This window comes from Neoakkermansia glycaniphila (genome assembly GCF_001683795.1).
Lineage (GTDB): Bacteria > Verrucomicrobiota > Verrucomicrobiia > Verrucomicrobiales > Akkermansiaceae > Akkermansia > Akkermansia glycaniphila.
Genome location: NZ_LIGX01000026.1, coordinates 1 through 18,547 on the forward strand (window position 1 = coordinate 1; position 18,547 = coordinate 18,547).

General features: G+C 57.8%; 10 protein-coding genes and 1 other RNA gene. 7 read left to right on the forward strand and 4 right to left on the reverse strand.

Annotation, left to right across the window (positions count from 1 at the left end):
- The 3 genes from AC781_RS14040 to AC781_RS07560 form a co-directional block, all read left to right on the forward strand.
- On the forward strand, positions 1-182 hold a 182-nt coding region (locus AC781_RS14040), incomplete at its 5' end, for a hypothetical protein (protein ID WP_176712506.1).
- Between the two features lie 41 nt (positions 183-223).
- Positions 224-1,372, forward strand: a complete 1,149-nt coding sequence (locus AC781_RS07555; protein ID WP_067776004.1) for a hypothetical protein — start codon at positions 224-226, stop codon at positions 1,370-1,372.
- An 85-nt stretch (positions 1,373-1,457) separates the two neighbouring features.
- Positions 1,458-3,128 carry a SecDF P1 head subdomain-containing protein gene (locus tag AC781_RS07560; protein WP_067776007.1) on the forward strand — a complete coding sequence of 557 codons (1,671 nt, stop codon included), beginning with the start codon at positions 1,458-1,460 and terminating at the stop codon, positions 3,126-3,128.
- 387 nt (positions 3,129-3,515) lie between these two features.
- Here AC781_RS07560 and ssrS read toward each other — a convergent pair.
- A non-coding RNA gene (gene ssrS, locus AC781_RS07565) (6S RNA) lies at positions 3,516-3,694 on the reverse strand.
- Positions 3,695-3,854: 160 nt separating this feature from the next.
- Complete coding sequence (gene cobA / locus AC781_RS07570) at positions 3,855-5,372, reverse strand: uroporphyrinogen-III C-methyltransferase (RefSeq protein ID WP_067776010.1); 1,518 nt, start codon at positions 5,370-5,372, stop codon at positions 3,855-3,857.
- 698 nt (positions 5,373-6,070) lie between these two features.
- Here cobA and AC781_RS07575 point away from each other — a divergent pair.
- From AC781_RS07575 to AC781_RS07590, 4 genes are all read left to right on the forward strand, one after another.
- A complete protein-coding gene (locus AC781_RS07575) occupies positions 6,071-7,450 on the forward strand; it encodes a porin (protein ID WP_172801775.1) in 1,380 nt (459 codons plus the stop codon).
- A 138-nt stretch (positions 7,451-7,588) separates the two neighbouring features.
- Positions 7,589-9,343, forward strand: a complete 1,755-nt coding sequence (gene argS / locus AC781_RS07580; protein ID WP_067776016.1) for an arginine--tRNA ligase — start codon at positions 7,589-7,591, stop codon at positions 9,341-9,343.
- A 118-nt stretch (positions 9,344-9,461) separates the two neighbouring features.
- A complete protein-coding gene (locus AC781_RS07585; RefSeq protein ID WP_141675817.1) occupies positions 9,462-11,117 on the forward strand; it encodes a tetratricopeptide repeat protein in 1,656 nt (551 codons plus the stop codon).
- A gap of 164 nt (positions 11,118-11,281) precedes the next feature.
- On the forward strand, positions 11,282-16,198 hold the full coding sequence (locus AC781_RS07590) for an autotransporter domain-containing protein (protein ID WP_071133327.1): 4,917 nt from the start codon (positions 11,282-11,284) through the stop codon (positions 16,196-16,198).
- A 231-nt stretch (positions 16,199-16,429) separates the two neighbouring features.
- On the opposite strand, the gene AC781_RS13305 is transcribed toward AC781_RS07590, so the two are convergent.
- Both AC781_RS13305 and AC781_RS13310 read right to left on the reverse strand, forming a co-directional pair.
- A complete protein-coding gene (locus AC781_RS13305) occupies positions 16,430-17,149 on the reverse strand; it encodes a PEP-CTERM sorting domain-containing protein (protein WP_083076767.1) in 720 nt (239 codons plus the stop codon).
- Positions 17,150-17,552: 403 nt separating this feature from the next.
- Positions 17,553-18,272: a PEP-CTERM sorting domain-containing protein gene (locus tag AC781_RS13310; protein WP_083076769.1), complete on the reverse strand. Its 720-nt coding sequence runs from the start codon at positions 18,270-18,272 to the stop codon at positions 17,553-17,555.
- Positions 18,273-18,547 lie beyond the last annotated feature (275 nt).

Below are 18,547 nucleotides of genomic sequence, written 5' to 3' on the forward strand. Positions count from 1 at the left end.
CCCCCCTTGCCGCCCCCTACCTTGCCGCCCTGCCCGCCCACGCGCAGGATCCCGAATGGATCGACCACGGCTTCATGCTCGAAGAATACCGCCTCACCGTCTTCGCTCCCACTCTCGCCGTCAAAGGCCGATCCTCCGTCAAAAAACTGGCGGACTCCTTCGCCGCCCTGCCGAGGTCGTAACAGCGGCTTGACATCCCTCATGCCTCACCTATATTGGAGGCATGAGTACCTCTACCCGCGTTCTCTGCCTCCTGCCGGCGCTATGGCCGGCCATCACCCTCGGCGAACCATCCGCACCCGCAGGACAATCCTGCCCGGCCCCTTCAGGAAAAAGTACGGTTCCTGCACAGATGGCCTCCATCTCTCCCGGCGAAAAACCCCTCTCGCTCATCCTCGAAGCATGGGACAACGACGGCAAGCCCATCTCCGACCAAAAGGCAATAATGGAATGGATTCGGCTGCGCCTCGCACTGGCGGGAACACAACCGGATAGCATCGCCATCCTCCCGGAAGGCGGGCACGGCGTGCGCGTACAGCTTCGCGGCGAAGCCATGCAACAGGCCGACAATCTGGAATCGTATCTTTGCCACCCCGGCCCCTTCCGGATACTCCCCGTCCATCCCGACAATGATGTTTTGCTCGCAACCGGTATCGTGCGCAACATGCCCGGCAATGCTCGAATCATGCTGCAAACCAATCCGAACGGCAAGCTTGCTTCGGAAATCATCGTTCAAACGGATATGGAACCGGAACGGCGATTCATCAGGCAACTCCATTCTCACGAGAGCCCAATCCTCAAAATCACCACTCAGCCGGATATTTACGGGAACAATATCACGATCATCACTCTCTGCCACATTCATCGCTGCTGGTCACCTCCTCCCATCGTACTCTGCCCATTTCCCGAGCTCTGTCTATTTCCCAATGAGCCCGAAATCAACTGGATCGTACCCAACTCCCCGTTCCCCCATGATACGCGCACGGAATATGATCCGCTTACGGAACCCAGACTGCCCATGCACGATGCGTATGCGGAAGATTTCATCATCACCAGACACAACATCGCAAAAGCCTGCGTCGATCAACAGGATCCAACCCGCATCCTCATTACCCTGACCCCGGCCGGGCGGCTCAAGCTGCAACAGTACAAGGATCTCATGAATCCCGCGGTAACCCGGCTGGCCTTCGTCATGGATAACCGGATCATCGCCACGCCGAACCTTCCCGGCAACCCCGACAAAGAACTCTCCTTCGCGCTGAACACGCCCCAACAAACCGCACAAACGGCGCAATGGCTCTCGTCCAAAAACATTCATTTGGTTCGGGTCGATCATCAGAAAAATTCCCAACCAACTTCAACCGCCGAATAATCCCGCCTCCGTTTACCATCCTTCGCCGGCTGGAAGCCCTGTTTCCGGCTTGACGCATCCGCACTTCCCCTCTATCCTGCACGAGATGAAACCCTCTACCCTCCTTCTCGGCCTCATTCTGCCGTTTCTTCCGCTTTCCTCGTACGCCGCCACGGAAACAGCCCGACAGCAGGAACAGAAACCGGAAGACAATGCCTCCGGACAAATCGCCACATTCGTCCTGAAATTCGAGCCGTCCAGCCTCGCCGCCTTCCTTGAAGCGGAAAAGACCGCTCCGTCCGACCCTATCATGGAGGGATTCATGAAGGATGAATACCCCAATACCGCCCTGCACAGCGCCGTCATCTTCCTTCGTGACTATCGTACCGTCATCCTGCACATGGCCCATCCCGATGCCCACATCGACAAGTACAGCATCGCATATCCTGAAAAGGAACTTGTCCGCATCCGGTTTTCCGGCAGCATGGCGAAACATGCGGGCCAATGGTGCCGCATGTTTCTGGAACCTCCCTCGCTGGAATTGCTGCGCCTGCATCCGGACAACGAGGCTCTGCTGGCCGACCGCAACGATTCGAGGGAAATCCGGCACATTCCCGAAGGCTACCGCCTCATCAGCGGCAACGGTTCTCGGCACTTTCTGGTTGAAACACCGGAAACGGCAAAAAAACACGGCCGTTATCTCTCGGAAACCGATGTCCGGGATGCAGGGCCATGTTTCTTCTGGCGCGGATTCTACATCAATTTGACTCCGGGCGGAGCCTCCAAAATGGACAAGCTGATTCAGGACGCGAAAACAGATCGTTTTGCCATCGTCCTCAACAACTATGTTCTGGCCGCTCCGAAAGCACGCCTACTCCCCGAGGGATTCCTCTATATGCCCGACTCCTCTTTGAACCGGGAAATGACTCTGCTCCACGGCCTCTATTCACCGAAGAATCGCCACGCGAACAGCCTCCGGTTCACCATTGAGCAGGAACCCGTATTCACCACCATACGGGATGAAGATGCCATTTTCACATGGGACGGGAAACCGTTGCCCGGCGAACAGGCTTCCTCCTTCGTGCTGAAAACCACGGGCGGCGATTCCGACGACGGCACGCGGCAGGAGGATGCGCTCCAATGGGTCAAGCTGCGCCTCTCCTGCGATGCCGGGCTCCAGGACAACATCGCCGTGCAACCGGAAGGCAGGGACGGACTTCGCATCCTGTTGCGGCGCGATGCTGCCGGAAAGGCCGACTCCTACATGGCCGCCCTGCTCGACAGCCCCCTCGTCGCCCTGCTGCGCGTCCATCCGGACAACGAGGCCCTGCTGGCCGATCGCGACGCGCAGGGCAAACCCCGCGCCATCCCGGAAGGCTATCGCGTGATGAACCACGTCTTCGCGGATGAAAACGACAATCAGCACATCCAGCCTCTCGTCGTGGAAACGCCGGAGCATGCGGAAAAAAGCGGCCTGCTCATCACAAACGCGCACATGGCCGAGGCCCATGCGGATTACCAGCGCTGGGGCCATGTCAATGTGACGCTCAGCGAAGACGGAGGGCAAATCATGCGGCGGCTCACACAACCGATGGAAAAAGGCCGCGCCCGCATCGCCATCGTCTGCATGGGGCGCGTCGTTTCCACCCCCATCGTACAGGATGTACTCTACAAAGAGTTCTCCATCTCCGGACTCGACGCCATCAACGAGGCGAACAGGCTCGTCCGCCTCATCCGGCTCGGCAATATCCGCTTCACGTCCGAACCCGGCAAATAAAGCGGGAAGCGCAGCCCCTGCCTTGCCCCTCCCACGCCGCCGCAGCAGGAGGATTATTTGCCTTCTGCCTCTCCTGCCTTGCAGAACTGCACACGCAGCGGCTCCCTGGCCGAAGCGGTAAAATCAGCAATACGATCCTCCCATTCCCTTGCCGACCGCACGGGCAACGCCTGATCCCACACCGCGCCCAGATACCAGACGATTTATTCAGCGTTCCGCGTATCCGGTACAGCTTCGCAAACACAGGCCGGGATCAGAACCATCATCACCGCGCTTTTCCATCCTCCGGGCAAATACGTATGCTGAACCAGAATTCATCATCAACGCACGAAAACACCGGTCTCTTTCAAGAAAAGGCAGCATTCCTTCCAAACAACGAACCGCAAAAAAAACACCGCTGTGCCGTCATGGCTTTGAGTCACGTTCCCGTACTCAGTAAGTGGGCGCCGCGTCGCATTCTCTGAAGTATCCTCAAGGGACGGTTCATTAAACCCGAATCTTTGGCTCCCTTGTATGTTCATTAACGGTCCGGACCATGTAACCATTCACGAACACAGCAGCTGATGATGTATATACCGTATTTGCGGCAACAATGCAAGTCTTTTCGAGGTTTTCCGAACCATGCCCGCTAACCGATAGCATACATGCCTGCCGCCATGCAAAACGGGCCGCAGGGATATTTTCCGCAGCGGCCCGCATGGTTCGGAACAAACTGTTCCTTCCGTATTACTTGAGTTTCCTGATGGCGGCCACGAGTCCGGGAATATCGTGTTCCTTCGCCTCGGCGGCAGGCTTGAGACCGTTCTCGTGCAGAGTCGCGGTCGTGATGGGGCCGATGCTGACGATCTTGCATGTATCGGGAAGAGGAATTCCGAGAGCCAGGAAATTCTCTACCGTGCTGGAACTGGTGAAGGTGATGATATCCGCGCCTTCTTCGCGCAGCCTTGCCTGCGCACCCGTCGTATCTTCGGTCTCGGGTACCGTGTTGTAGGCAAGGCACTCGTCCACGATCGCCCCGGCGGCGGAAAGCTCGCGGGCGATGACTTCGCGCGATTTCTCGCCGTGTACCCACAGCATCGTCGTATGCTCGATGCCGCGCACACGCTCCTTCTGCCGGGCAAACTCCTTGACGAGTTCTTCCGCGACGGCCTTTTTCGGCATGATGTCGGTAGCGAGTCCATGCGCCTTGAGAGCGGCTTCCGTCGCCTTGCCGATGGCAGCGATGCGTGCGCCGCCGATGCAGCGGATATCGCTGTACACGGCAAAGAACGCCTCGAAGAAACGTTTCACGCCGTTCGGGCTGGTAAAGATCAGCCAGTCATACGTGTGGCAATCGACGACGCTCTCGGCAAAGGCCTGCCGGTCGCTGGGGTCGGTGATGCGGATGGTCGGCAGTTCGATCACATCCGCGCCGAGTTCGCGCAGCTGGCGGCTCAATCCGCCGATCTGCTCGCGCGTGCGCGTCACGACGATGCGCTTGCCGAAAAGGGGCAGCTTCTGGTACCAGTCGAGCTTCGAGGCTTCCTTCACCACATCGCCGATCACAACGATGGCGGGCGCACCCAGCCCGGTTTTCTCCGCCTTGTCGGCCAGAGTGCCCACCGTACCCGTCACGCTGCGCTGGCGACCCGTCGTCGCCCACTGGATCACGGCGGCGGGCGTGCTCTTCTTCTGCCCTGCCTCGACGAGGCGGGCCAGCGTTTCCCGGAGGCTGCTCATGCCCATCAGCATGACCTTCGTGCCCTGTGCGCGGGCAATGCCTTCGACATCCAGAGTACTTTCGCCCTTGTCCGGATTCTCATGCCCGGTGAACACGGTGAACTGCGTGCAGTATTCCCGGTGCGTCACGGGTATACCCGCGTAGCCCGGCCCCGCGATGGCGGAGCTGATGCCGGACACCACTTCAAAGGGCACCTTTTCCGCGGAGAGCACATCGGCCTCTTCACCGCCGCGTCCGAAAACGTAGGGATCACCGCCCTTGAGGCGGACGACGCATGCGTATTGCTTCGATGTCTCGACGAGTAATCTGTTGATGTCCTCCTGCGCCATCGCATGCCGGGAAGCGCGCTTGCCCACATACACGCGCACGCAGGAAGGCTTGCTCCACGCCAGAATCTCGGGCGCGACGAGAGCGTCGTACACGAGGCAGTCGGCGCGTTCGACAAGCTCCTTGCCGCGCAGAGTCATCAGGGAGGGATCGCCGGGACCGGCGCCGAGCAGGTAAACTTTTCCTTGTGTCGTCATGGCTGGTTTTATGATACCCCATCTATACCACCGGGAAGCAAGGAAAGCGATTCTTTTCAAAGTCAGCGCAGCGTTTCCGGCGAGGCCCGTCCGTACCGAAAAGCGCACCCGCACGGCAAAAGAAAGACGCGAAAACCGCACCCCGAACAAGCGGAGAATCCGGGCAGGAGAACAGGAACCCCCACTCCTCCTCTCGCCGATACACACCAGACCACGCCGCGCCACACCGCCTCCACCACATCGGCACTCCGGCGCACGCGGTGCAGACCGTACCGACATTCCTCCCCGGCCATTGGCGCGATGGGGGAGGGCGACTCGTTTTGTTCCACGTGGAACTTTTTACCCGGACGGCAGAATACGCCACACGTCACACTCTCCCACGCTCCCCGTCTTGCGCTCACCCACTGCCATTCCCCCCCCCCTTTGAACCCACTCATTTTCTCTTTTGCGAATCATTTGATGCATAAACACCATTTTTTACCCGAATTTGCCCGAATTCACCGCCTTTTATCACTTACATACCCATATTCTCATATCATTTGATCCGCATTTTCGATGCTTTTTCAGCCGTTTTGGCGCAATTTCCGCATTATGGTACGCCAAATCCGTGTTCCACGTGGAACATTTCAGATTTTCCCTTCCCTGCCGCCGCCAGATGGTGTATGGTCGCGCACGACGAACGACCTCTCACCTGTTCCATGCAACGCACGCACCTCTCCCATCTCCGCCGCCTTCTCCCCGCACTGCCTCTCATCGGCTCCGCCCTCGCCGGGGAAGCCTCCCTGCCCGCCCTCTCCGCCGGGGCCGGCAATCAGGCCATCTCGAAAGCATCCGTTCCGGCGAATGGGAACACTGCCCTGTGCTCGCAGGTGAAGGAATATTTCCATTGGTTCGATGCCAAACGCGACCATTTGGAGAACCCCGTGATTCAGGATTTCAGGGTCACACTCTGCGCCCAGTATCAGGGCGCCTATCTCGACCCCGCCGGGGGCGGGCAACGCGTGCGCGGCTGTAACGACGGAAACAGCCGCCGGGGGAATCTGGAATGGCGCCGCCTGTACCTCGGATGCTCCGCCAAGCTGTTCGACAGATTCACGTTCGTGAACAACTGGGAGATCGGCGGCGTGAATACGCGCTACCGTTACACATCCGACAACTGGGATGCACCGTCTCAACACTGGATGCTCTTCGAGTTTTACCTGAAGTCGGAACTCGGCAGCCGCGACACTCTTTATATAGGCAAGATCAAGCCCGGCTACACGGGCGAGTACAGGCTCTCCTCATCCGCCATCGAAACGATCGAACGTTCCGCGCTGGTGAACCAGCTGAGCGCATATATGAATTACGGCATCGAATGGCGGCACAATGCGGAGCCGTGGAAAAACTGCCGATCGTCGGGAGGGGCGGCACCCTTTACCGAACGCTTCGGCTGGCAGACGGGCGTGTACCTGAACGGCAACGACGGCCCCGGCTCCGGGCAGTCGCGCATCGAACCCGTCTTCAATTCCTCGACGGGTTGCTTCACCGCCCTTTCCCTCATCTATGCAGCGGATGCGAACAACCGATTCCATCTGGACTGGACCCACGAGTTCACGGATGTGGCCTCCCCTTCCCCATTCTGCTATCAGGGTATGGGTGCAGTGGACGTGCTGGCCTTCACACACACTTATACGGACGGCCGCTTCGAGCTGATGAGCGAAGCCATGGCCGGCTTCAACACCATCGGCCTCGATAAAAAGAGAGCCGAAGGCGGCAACAACGTATTCGGCCTCGCCTTCATTCCCACTTACCGCATCGGCGAACGAACACAGGCCGTCTTCCGCTACCAGTGTTCGTTCGGGCGAAACGGCGTTCGCTCCGACCTCCGTTACTACGGCACGAATGCGGATTACTCCCCTGTCAGCGATGCCCTGCACGGCGTGTACGCCGGGATGAACTTCTTCCTCTGCCCCGCCAGCCCCCATCAGACGAAGCTGATGGTCGGCACGGAATATATCTACTCGCGCGGGCGCGATGCCGTGGGCGACAAGGGCTTCACCGGATGGCAGTACATGGCGGCCGTGCGTGCATCGTTCTGACCGGCGCCGCGCAAACGCCCTGCTCCGCACAGGCCGCTCCACCGTCCGGGCGAGAGCTGCCATCCTCTCCACTGTTTTGAAGGCGCGGACAGACTGCACTCTTGACCCGCAGGCCGGAGCAAGGTATATAGCGCTGTCATGACAATCCCGGCACGACTTGAAGAAAAATTGGCCCCTGCCCTGAAAGCCGCTCTCGGCGACGCCCTGCCCGAAGGGTTCGCCCCTGCGGTCGCCGTCTCGCAGGATCTGCGCTTCGGCGATTACCAGTGCAATGCCGCCATGGTGCTGGCCAAGCAGGCGCGCATGAACCCCCGCGCACTGGCGCAGGCAGTCATCGACGCCATGGGAGACATGCCCATCTGCACGATGGAGATCGCCGGGCCGGGCTTCCTCAATTTCCGCCTCAAGCCTGAGTTCTTCGCCTCCTGCGCCTCCGCCATGCTGCAGGACGACCGCCTCGGCGTACCCGCTGCCGCCGAACCGAAGACCATCGTCATCGACTTCTCCGCGCCGAACGTCGCCAAACCGATGCACGTCGGCCACATCCGCTCCACCATCATCGGCGACGCCCTCGCCCGCATTGCCCGCTTCATGGGCCACAATGTGATCACCGATAACCATATCGGCGACTGGGGCACGCAGTTCGGCATGATCCTCTGGGGATGGAAAAACATCCTGAACGAACAGGCTCTGGCCGACAACCCCATTGAGGAGCTGCTGCGCGTCTATAAGGAAGTGAACGCTCTCTGCAAGGAAAAGCCGGAACTGCTTCCGGTCTGCAAGGCCGAGCTGGTGAAGCTCCAGAGCGGCGACGCCGAAAACCTCGCCATCTGGGAACGCTGCGTCGCCGTCTCGAAATCCGGCCTCGAAAAAATTTACGACCAGCTCGACATCCACTTCGACTACTGGCTCGGAGAAAGCGCCTATAACGACGCCCTCGCTCCGCTCGTGGACGAGATGATCGCCTCCGGCCTCGCCCGCGAGAGCGAAGGCGCCATCTGCGTCTTCTCGGATGGCACCCTCAAGCCGCAGGACGATCCCTTCCTCGTGCAGGAAAAAGGCGAATGGAAACCCATCCCGTGCATCGTGCGCAAGGCGGACGGCGGCTTCCTCTACGCCACGACCGACCTCGCCACGCTCGACTTCCGCACAAAGGTGTGGCAGGCAGATGCCATCTGGTACGTGGTCGGCGCACCGCAGGCACAGCACTTCCGCCAAATCTTCGACGTCGAGCGCATGCGCGGCATCACGGGCGACTTCCGCCACGTCGCCTTCGGCTCCATCCTCGGTTCGGACCGCCGCCCCTTCAAGACACGCTCCGGCGACACCGTCTCCCTTCAGGACGTATTGGACGAAGCCATCGAACGGGCAGGGAAGGTGATCGACGAAAAGAGCCCCGACATGCCCGCCGAAGAGCGTGAAGCCGTCTCCCGCGCCGTAGGCATCGGCGCCGTCAAATTCGCTGAACTTTCCCAGAACCGCATGACGGACTACGTGTTCGACTGGGACAAGATGCTCGCCCTGCAGGGCGATACCGCCCCTTACCTCCAGAACTCCTACGTGCGCGTGCGCTCCATCTTCCGCAAGGTGGAAGGCGACGCCGCGCTGCCGGAATCCCTCACCCTCACGGAAGACGCTGAAATCCATCTGGCGCGCATGCTCGTCCGCTTCGGCGAAATCGTCCCCTCTGTGCTGGACGACTGCCGCCCGAACGTACTCGCCGGGTACCTCTTCGACCTTGCCCGCGCCTTCCACTCCTTCTACGAAGCCTGCCCGGTGCTGCGCTCGGAAGGAGCCGTGCGCGCCTCGCGCCTCGCGCTGTGCGAGCTCACGAGCAGGGTATTGAAGCAGGGCATGGCCCTGCTGGGCATCCACATGCCCGACAGGATGTAATCCTCCGGTCTGCCGCCCGTACTTGCACGGGCGGCAGACAATCCCCATCAAACCGAACCGGGAAAGGCTGCAGCAGCCCGCTTTCCCGGTTCCCCATCGCCTCACCCCACCCGACACCGTGAACATCCGCACCGCCTGTGCCTTCCTGCTCGCCTCCCTCCCGCTCCATGCAGCGGAGCAGGGCACGGAAGCTCCTCCCGCATGGGAGGCTCCCTCCTCCTTCTCCTTCGTCGTAGACACGCCGGACGCCGCCCTTCAGGATGAAGTGCTGGCAGGGCTGCACGACCTCGTCTGCTACTGGGATGAAGAAGCGTACCGCCATTTCTCGGAAGTCCTCCGGTACGACCGCGCCTGCGCCATGGCTCATTGGGGGCTCGCCATGAGCACCTTGCAGGATCCTTCGCGCAAGGCCGAGCGGGATGCCTCGCTGGCTGCTCTCGGCATCCTGGAAGAGCAGGGCAGGCTGCTTCCCCGGGAAAAAGGCTACGCCTCCGTGCTGGCCGCCCTCCTGCGGGGCAGCGCGACAGAGGCAACAGCCTCGGCGAAAATGCTCGCCGAACGCTTCCGGGGAGACCCCTTGGCCAGGCTCTTCCACATCCTGCTGGTGCGAGACGGCTACGACGATCTCGGGCTGCCCCGCAGCGGCCAGACGGAGGCCATTCAAGCCGCCGATGCCCTGCTGAAGGAACACCCGGACAAACACGCCTTCTGCTTCATCCGCGCCCTCCTCGAAGAAACGGCACCCCAGGCATCCGAGGCAGCCCTCGGCGCAGCACGGAAAGTCGTCGAACTCGCGCCCAGCCACCCCGTCTCCCATCACTTGCTCGGCCACCTCCTCTTCCGTAACGGCCGGCTGGAAGAAGCGCAGGCGGAATTCCTGCGCGCCGCCGAACTCTTCAAGGCCCGGGACGAACAGTACGCCTCCGGCGGCAAAAACGGAAGAACGTACGACCGGAGCGACGGCTACCTCCGCTCCATGCTCTACCTCGCCACAACAATGTGGTGCCGCCACCGGGATGCGGATGCGGACGCCATCATGCGGAAACTGCTGCTGCAACCCTATGCAGACAGGCACTCCGCCGCCCCCGGCTCCGCGATCCGGCGGTGGGAAATCCGCACCTTGCCGCTGCGCCTCATGATTGCCGCCCACCGCCCCTACGACAAGGAGAAACTGGCGGAATGGGACAAACTGGCCGGTTCCGGACGCGCCGCTGCGAACCCTCTTCCTGCCGATACGTTTTACGGGCTTCTGAAGGCCTATGCCGTCGCCGCAGGGCAGGGCAGGGCAAACGATGTGTCCCGAGCGCAAAACTCCCTTCTGATGGCCTCCAGGCTCCAGCAGCAGTTCACCCAACCCTCCACGGGCAACCGGGCGCGTGAAGACGGCGAAATTTCCCTGTTCACCCGCGCCCTCACCACCGCCCACGTCGCAGCCATGGAAGCCCGGTCCGCCACTTCCGGACAAGCCGAAACGGCATGGAATCAATATGCCGACGACGCCCGGCGCGCGGCCACCCTCCTGCTTCCCCCCGCCATGCCTTCCCGCAGCGCAGCCGCACCGGAAAAGGAAACGCCCGCCGCGCAACCCGGCGCACCGTCCGCCGCTCCCGCCTCCGGAGAACCGCGCAAGGCCCGCGCCGTGAAAAAAGCTTCCAAACCCGCCTCCCGCAAAACCTGTAAGGGGAAAAAGTGGCATAAATGCCTATTTTTTGCAGCATTTCATCTCGCACGTATCGATATTCGACATTTTTTCATCATCATATCTTATTGGTGATGAATACTGGATGAAAGTTTTCTCTTTTATGAAAAAATTTGTTTTTTGTATAAAACGCTGATTCATAAAAGAATATAATTATTTGTTGACAATAACAGTTTGATTGGACATACTGGGGAATCAGGATAAACAGAAATATCCCGATTACCATAAAATCATTGATTATGAAATTAAAACTGCCCCTTCCTCTTTTGGCTGCCGTCATGGCGGCACTGTTCACCCTCCCTTCATCTGCCGCCGATCACGTCGAAACAGACAAGGGGGAAATTACCTATTCAGGACAAACAGGATATTATAGCGGCGCTATTTACGCCGACAATATTACTCTGTCGAACAACGGTTCCGTCTCCTTTGAAAAAAACTGGTCGAGCGGCAATCTCGGCGGCGCCATCTGCACCAAGGGCGATACTATCCTCTTGGGTAACGGTATTATCTCCTTCGAAAAAAACTACGCGGCAGGCGGCTCCGGCGGCGCCATCTACACCAACAATATTATTCTGTCGGACAACGGTTCCGTCTCTTTCACAAACAACTCGGCGAACCGAGCGGTCGGTGGAGCAATCTACAGCGAAGGTGACGCAACCTTCTCAAACAACGGCACCGTCTCTTTTTCTACCAATTCGTCGTACAACAATGGCGGTGCCGTTTTCTCCCTCGCTCAGGTCACTTTGTCGGGCAATACCTCTGCTGTCTCCTTCTCGGGTAACTCAACGATTAGAGGTAATGGTGGAGCCATCTGCGCCTCCAGCAATGCCACTCTGTCGAATAACGGCTCCGTCTCTTTCTCAGGAAATTCAGCAAATATCTGCGGTGGCGCTATCTGCGTCTACGGCGATACCACCTTATTGGACAACGGTACCATCACCTTCTCTGGAAACTCGGCGAACAGCGCTGGCGGCGCCATCTTCGTCGACACAGACGCTACTTTGTCAGGCAACGGTACCGTTTTCTTCGGAAACAATAAGGCAGTCAACGGTGGAGGTGCCATTTGCGCCAACACCGGCGACATCACTTTGGCTGGCAACGGTTCCGTCTCTTTCTCAGGAAACTCAACAACCAATGACCACGGAGGAGCCATATACTCCGCCGCTGATGTCAACCTGTCGAATAATACCGGCATCGTCTCTTTTGAAAACAACTCGGCGGTCTACGGCAGCGGGGGCGCCATCTATGCTTTAGGCAACGTCATTCTGTCGGGCAACGGTGCCGTTTCATTCTCCGGCAATGCGGCACCCAAGAGCACGGGCTACGGTGTCGGTAACGGCGGCGCCATCTCTGCCGGAAGCAATGCTACCCTGTCGAATAACGGTTCCGTCTCCTTCTCCGGCAACTCGTCGATCTACAACGGCAGCGCCATCTACACGGACACCGGCGACGTTACACTGACTGGTAACGGCTCCGTCTTATTCTCCGGCAACACATCTGCCGCAGGGTTGGGTGGCGCCATTTACTCTGCAGGTAAGATCACCATGACAGATAACATTGGCAAAGTTTCCTTTGAAAACAACAAGGCGGCCAAAGGCAATGGCGGTGCCATCTTTTCCAATGACCAAGTCACACTGTCGCGTAACGGTGCCATCTCCTTCTCCGGCAACGAGGCGTCCATCGGCGGCGGCGGTGCCATCTACGCCAATGGTGCAGTCACCCTGTCGAACAACACCGGCACCATCATATTTTCCGGAAATTCGGCCTCAAAAAATAGCGGCAATGGTAAAGGCGGAGCTATTTTCGCCACCGGCCAAGTCACCCTGTCCGATAACACCGGCAATATCGCCTTCACAAACAACTCGTCGGCCAGAAGCAGCGGCGGCGCCATCATCGGCTTGGGCGGCGTTACTCTGTCGAACAATGCCGGATCCGTCACCTTCTCCGGCAATTCGGCTGCCTTGAGCAGCAGCGGCAACGGGGGCGCCATCAACACTGAGGGCCACGTCACGCTTTCCAACAACGCCGGGGTCGTTTCCTTCGAAAATAATAAGGTGCGCACCAATGGTGGAGCCATCTACGCCAACACCGGCAAAATCACCCTGTCCGGCAACGGTGCCGTCTCTTTCTCCGGAAATTCTGCGGTTAATGGCCTTGGAGGTACCATCTTCACCAAGGGGGCTGTCAACCTGTCGGATAACGGATCCGTTTCTTTCTCCAACAATTCGGCAGACAACGCCAGTGGCGGTGCAATTTTCGCCGATAGCGGTGTTACCCTGTCGAACAATACAGGGAACGTCCTCTTCTTCGGAAATTCGGCAGGTAAAGGTCATGGAGGCGCCATCTGCACCGAGAGCACCGCCACTCTTTCCAATAACACCGGGGTCGTTTCCTTCGAAAACAACAAGACACGCAGCGACGGAGGCGCCATCTATGCCAAGGCAGGCCCGATCACCCTGTCGGGCAACGGCGCCGTCTCCTTCGCCGGAAATTTGTCAACCTCCGGCCTCGGCGGTGCCATCTTCTCCTCTGGAAATGTCACCCTATCAGACAATGGATTCGTCGCATTCTCCGGAAATTCGGCGGCTAGCGGTACTGGTGGTGCCATTTTCACCTTCGGCAAGGTCACCCTGTCGAACAATATCGGGAGCGTCTCCTTTTCCAACAATATAGCGGTTAATGGTCATGGAGGAGCCATCTACACCAGAAACGATGTTACTCTGTCGGGTAACGGCTCCGTTTCTTTCTCAGGTAATGTGGTGGGCAGAGGTCGTGGCGGAGCCATCTTCTCCGACCTCTATGTCACCCTGTCGAACAACGGCGGCGTCTCCTTCTCCGACAATATGGTAACCAATGGCCACGGAGGCGCCATCTGCACCTACAGCGATGCCACTTTGTCGGACAATACCGGCTCCATTTTCTTCACCGGAAATTCGGTGACCATCGGCAGCGGTGGCGCTATCTACGCCGAGGGTAATGCCACCTTGTCGAATAATAACGGTTCCGTCTTCTTCTCCGGAAACAAGGCAGACAAATCCGGCGGTGCCATCTGCGCCCTCAACCATGCCACTCTGTCGGGCAACACGGGCTCCGTCCTCTTCACCGGCAATACGGCAGCCATCGGCGGCGCCATCTATGCCGAGGACGGTGTCACCCTGTCGAATAACGGCACCGTTGCCTTCGAAAACAACAGCGGCGGGGCGATTGTGACCGCTGGCGGCGACGTCAGCCTCACCGGCAACGGCAATACCCTCTTCGTCGGAAACTCCCTCGACAATACCGGCGACACCTATGCCAACGCAGGCGGCGCGGTGACCATGGAAGGCGGCAGGCTCTTCCTCTCAACCGGCAATGGCGATATCACGTTCTCCGGCAACCGTGTCTCAACGGCGGCTGGCGACATTATGCGCTCGATCGGCCTGAACGACAAGGCAGACGCCGACGGCAACATCCTGCCTGCCTCGCTGGAGCTTCAAGCCACCAGTGGGCGTACCATTGCCTTCCACGAAGGCATTGCTGCAGCGGATGCCCATCTTGCCGCCAATACGCTGGAAGGCAGCACGGGCACCATCGTCTTCTCGGGGAGCAGCTCTGCACAGCTCGAACGCCTTGCCGACGAATCGGACGAAGCGTTCGCCGCCCGCGTGCAGGCATCCCGCACCTTCCGCCTCAAGGAAGCGGCTGTGGGTAACGGTACGCTCCTGATCGAAGAGAAGGCTTTGTTCAAGGCCGATCATCTGAATCTTTCCGGGAATGCCCTCCTCGATGTGCGCGAAGACTCTACCGTACATGCGGGTGAATGGAACGTGAATGGCAATGCCAGCTTCGTTTTGCGCTCCGGCGCCTCTCTGCGTGCGGACAGCGGCACGCTTTCCCTGGCGAACGGCGTCGGTATCGATGTCGGCTCCATCCTGACGGGACCGAATGGCAAGGCAACGCGTTTCGATGCTTCGGCTATCGTTCTGGGCGGTACGCTCACCCTCAAGGATGCCGGAGGCAAGCTCTATACCGCGACCGATACCATGTCCAAAGATCTCAAGGTCGAACTGGCACATGACGTACAGGGGTCGCGTAACGGCACCGATTTCTCCGATACTGCCGCCGAGCTTCCCGAGCACGGCTACAAGGGTGTATGGACTGTGGGCTGGGAAGGCGATGCGCTGATAGGTCAGTGGACGGCTGAGCGGGTCTTCCTGCCGTGGGACGAGTTCCGCGGCGGTGCCGTCTACAACTCTCTGTGGAGTACCGCCAGCAATGCGCAGGCCCTTTCCGGCACCGTGCGCGACCAATCCGGCAGCCAGCGGCTGCTTTCCGAACGGAAATCCAATGTCTGGTTTTCCGGCCTCGGCGATTTCGGCATGCAGCGTTCCGCCGGACAGGCAGACGGCTATGATTACCAGGGCGGAGGCTATGCCCTCGGCGGCGACTTCAAGCTGACTTCCAATCATGTGCTCGGCGCAGCCTTCGGGCAGGTTTCGGGCAGGAATACGAGCCGCTCCTACTTCGCCAACAACAGGCAGAACAGCCTGATGGGCGCCGTGTACGGCGCAGGGCTGATCGACCTGCAGAAGCGCGGCACGCTGAGGTACAACCTCTCCGCCGCCTACGGCAATACGTCCAACTCCATCCGCATGTACGATACTTTGCTTGAGCGCAGCAGCACGGGCAAGTGGGACAATGCGGCATGGCAGCTCGACGGCCGCCTCGCATGGGATATCGCCCTGAACAAGACGTGGACGGCAAGCCCCTTCATCGGGCTGGAGTACACCGCCGCGGCTTCGGACTCTTTCACCGAATCCGGTGAGAATCCCCGCCATTTCGGCAAGGGTAGGCTGGAAAACCTTTCCCTGCCCATCGGTGTGTCGATTTCCCGGAGCGATAGCGTCGGGAAGGGGATGATGTGGGATAACAGCCTTTCCCTAAGCTATGCGCCCGATGTGTACCGCCACGATCCGAGCGGCACCGTATCCATGCCCAATACGGTGCAGGGATGGAAGACCCGCGGAGTCGATGTCGGCCGCCACGCCGGAATCCTCGATTACGCGACCGGACTGCAAATCGACGAGAACTGGCGCACCTACGCCGGCTATACGCTGGAGGTCCGCAAGGATGCCGTGCTGCAGACCGTCCGTGTCGGGGCAGGCTACAGCTTCTAAATCCCCCTGCCGCATATCACCGGCACATGCAAAGGAAGCCCCGTATGCTGCGGGGCTTCCTTTTTTGATCTGCACGTATTTCGTCGGCCTGCCAATCCGTACCAGTACAACAAGGGCAACTCCACGATTTTCCCATACCATTTTCGGTTTTCAAACACGGAACACATGATGCAAAAACGGCTTTTCGCCATATAACGAAAAGCCGTTCGATCAATTGTTCACTTGATCCTTTCACACCCTGCGGCGGCGCATCGAAAAACCGAGGCCGCCCAGAACCATAAGCATTGCCGATGCTGGTTCGGGTATTTGCGATGTATTGATACTTACATAAGGAGAGTAGTTTTCGCCTGTCGGCGTCAGCGAAGTGCCACTGAACAGCTGGCCCGCCGAAGCGCCCGTGTTCTGTGTATTGGTACGCGCCATACCAATAGCCTTGGCATCACTCAATGTCATGGTGCTGTTCGGAGCAAAAGAATTGTTTTGCGAGAACAGAATGGCATACGTCGTATTGCTGTCGATGATGGAAGGTTGCGAGAAGTTGAACGTGAATGTCGTATTGTTTGTAGCGGGAACATTGAATACATCCGACATATTGACCACCGTCATGGAGCTTCCCGACATGGTGCAAAGATAGGCATAGCAGTTTGCCACCGCGCCTTGACTTGAGCTGCGCGTCTTTATTGAGATCGAATTCAGAAAGACCCGGTCAGCCAAAGACATTCCTGCATTCGGTGTGCTGGTGGGAGTCGCCAGCCATGCAGACTGTTGCAGATTGAAGGAGAAACCTGCGCCACTCCAATTTGCGGAACCCAGCGCCTTCGTAGCACTCGTCCATTGCGTCAATTCCTCAACTTGCGTTGCTGACGAAAAAGGTTGCAAACTGTTGTTCTGATTGCCATATGCAAGAGACATGCAACTTGCAAGAAGTGTAATTGTAATGGTTTTGTGCATGGTACTTCAAAGGGGGGTTACCGCCAACCAAATTAGTCAATGCAGCTCAATCTGTCAATCTCGGCCGGATTGTTCTGCAATAAGACCAGAGTTGTACATTTTCCAGATGTCGGATTCGCATTTCAGCGCATCCGCAGCATATTCCCGTCACATGCAAACAGCCATAAATCAAGTTTTGAAAGACATTTTTATTTATCATAACACATTGATTTTGTATGAAAAAATTGTATTATATCATATTCTTGCGGAAACCGGGGGGAAGACAGACTCATGTTCTGGTCCTTTTTTCATCGTTTTGATGATCCGACAAGGCGCAACACTATCCGCCTCCCATATTGAACAAAAAAACGGTATTTCGCCACGCAACGAAATACCTTTTTATCCATTCTCCGGCTGTACCCGATCAAATTCTGCGACGGCGCACCGAAAAGCCGAGACCGCCCAGAACCATAAGAATTGCCGATGCAGGCTCAGGTATTTGCGATGTATTGATACTTACATAAGGAGAATAATTTTCCGCTGGTGCAATAGAAATGGAATTGAATAATTGTCCTGCGGAGGAGGTCGTATTCAGCGTATTCGTACGAGCCATGCCAACACGCACCCCGTCTCCCAGCGTGATGCTGCTTCCCGAAGCAAAAGAACCGTTTTGCGAGAACAGAATGCCATACGTCGTATTGCTGTCAACGATGGAAGGCCGGGAGAAATTGAATGTGAATGTCGTGTTGTTGGTAGCGGGGATGTTGAATACATCCGACATATTGATGACCGCCATGTTGCTTCCCGATATGGAGCAAAGATAAGCATAGCAGTTTGTCACAGCAGCCTGGCCAGTGCTTCGTGTTTTCACGGTGATCGAATTCAGGAATACCTGATCGGCCAGGGCAGTTCCTGCATTCGGTGTACTGACGGGAGGAGCCAGCCATTCGGATTGTTGCAGATTGAAAGAAAAACCGTTTCCATTCCAAAGGCCGGAACCCAGATTTGTTACTGTACTGTGCGACCATTCCGTCAATTCCTCAATTTGCGTTGCCGCCGAAAAGGAGTGCAGATTGTCACTTTGGCTACCATACGAAAGAGATATGCAGCTTGCGAGAAGAATAATTGTAAGGGGCTTGTTCATGTTGACAGAAGAATTTCAATTTAAAAGTAGTGAATTCGAGCTGTTCTGTCAATTTCAGGCGGCTTTTCTTACAGTAAGACCAAAAGTGCACGTTTCCAGCCTTTTCGAAGCATGTTTCCCTGTATTCGAAGTGTTTTTCCAGCCGTATTAAACGGACATGAATTACATCATTTACCGTCTGTATTAAGCAAATTAACCATATAATAAACAATGTTTTACAGTATTATTGAGAAAAAAGGAGTGCAGACGGTTTTATGCTCTGGTCTTATTTTCAA